Below are 1,526 nucleotides of genomic sequence, written 5' to 3' on the forward strand. Positions count from 1 at the left end.
GTTGGCCTGGGCGCGCTGGGCGAGCGGCACCGCCGCGGCGTCGCGCAGGCTCACCGTGCCGTCGGCGGCGATCCCCACCGCGCCCGCCGCATACAGCGGCGCGAGCTGCGCGTGGCGCTGCTGCATCGCCTTGCGCAGCGCGGAGATTGCCGGCGTGTCGATCTCGAGGTTGCCCTGCGCATGCACCGAGCAGGCGAGCGCGAGGCCGACGAACAGGGCCGCCGCGCGCCCCGTCAGGGAAGCGGACGGAATCGAAGCGGATTTCATTTTGCGTCTCCCGCGGCCGGTGGCGTGGCGGGCGCGCTGCCCGCACCCTCGCGCAGCTGCCAGACCTCGTCGATGATGCGGTCGGCCGCCTTCTCGGCGGCCGCGGCCGGGAAATAGATGTTGATCGTGACGCAGGCCGCGGTGCTCGCAACCAGCGCAGCCGCGAACAGCAAGCGCGCAGCAGGGTTCATGCCGTCCTCGCGGAATATGCAGATTCAATCGATCGTGGGCGAGACGTCCTCGGCCACCACGCGTTGCAGGCGGGCCACCAGTTCGTTCCAATCCACGCGTCGATTGTAGCCGATGACGTCGAGCGCCGGGATGCCGCCGCCGCGCACGATGGTGAAGCCGCCATCGGCGCGCGCAGCGCCCTCCGCCTCCGCACCCAGCCCGCCCATTTCGCATACGCCGTTGGCAAGCCGGCAGCGCAGGCCGAGCTCACGATAGCCGAAGGTCTCGAACAGGCGCAGCACGCTGCGCTGCACCGCGGCGAGCGCGCCGCCACCGCCGAGCGCGCTGAGGTTCTCCACCGCACGCTGGCTGATGCGGCGACGTTCGTCGCCTTCGATGCTCGCGACGCGGGCGTCGAAGGCGGTGGGCCGCCAGCTCGATAGCTCCAGGCCGCGCACCTCGGCATCGATATGGCCGGTGATGCTGCCGAAGCTGAAGGTCTCGGTGAGCTGGGCGAGGTCGATGTGGCGCGCCTCGATGTCGGCCGTCAGGTGCGAGGCCAGGCCGAAGGGTTCGCGCACGCGCAGCCCGCTCGCCTGCAGCCAGCCATCGAAGACCGACACCGCGAGCGTGCCATCGAGCACGAGCTCGCCCGGGCCGAGCTTCAGGCCCGGCAACGCAGCCGACATCACCCCCGCCATGGCCGGCAGGCCGAGCGCCTCGGTGAGCAGCGGCATCGACACGGGCTCGAGCACCACGCCGCCACGCCCCTCCCAGCCCGCGGCGGACCAGCCGAAGGCGAGATCCTCGAGCACCAGCGCGCCGTCGAGCAAGGGGATGCGAGCACCCGTCAGGTGCAGCCCGGCGGGCTCCAGCGCCGCGTCGAGCGCAAAGGCGCCGAGCGCGAGCTTCTCCCAGCGCCCGCCCCCGACCTGCAGGGTGGCCGCGCCCGGCCCGCGCGAGGACCAGCGCACGCGCCCATCCACCGGGCCGAAGGCGAGCACCTCGGCGCTCGCCGCCTCCCCGCCTCCACCTTCGGCGACGGCCCCGCCCTGCGGCGGTGCAAGGCCGAAGCCCGCCGCGTGCAG

1 protein-coding gene and 2 pseudogenes are annotated in these 1,526 nt (G+C 73.1%); all 3 read right to left on the reverse strand.

Annotated features, from left to right (window positions below):
• Positions 1-267: pseudogene (locus tag C667_RS22835) on the reverse strand (DUF1318 domain-containing protein); the annotation flags it as partial.
• Positions 264-458 (reverse strand): hypothetical protein, encoded by a 195-nt coding sequence (locus tag C667_RS22840; protein ID WP_004388277.1) that lies wholly within the window; start codon positions 456-458, stop codon positions 264-266. The gene C667_RS22840 and the pseudogene C667_RS22835, both read right to left, overlap by 4 nt.
• 24 nt (positions 459-482) lie before the next feature.
• Positions 483-1,526 (reverse strand): annotated as a pseudogene (locus tag C667_RS22845) (hypothetical protein); the annotation flags it as partial.

The sequence above is a fragment of the Thauera phenylacetica B4P genome, assembly GCF_000310225.1.
GTDB classification, from domain to species: domain Bacteria; phylum Pseudomonadota; class Gammaproteobacteria; order Burkholderiales; family Rhodocyclaceae; genus Thauera; species Thauera phenylacetica.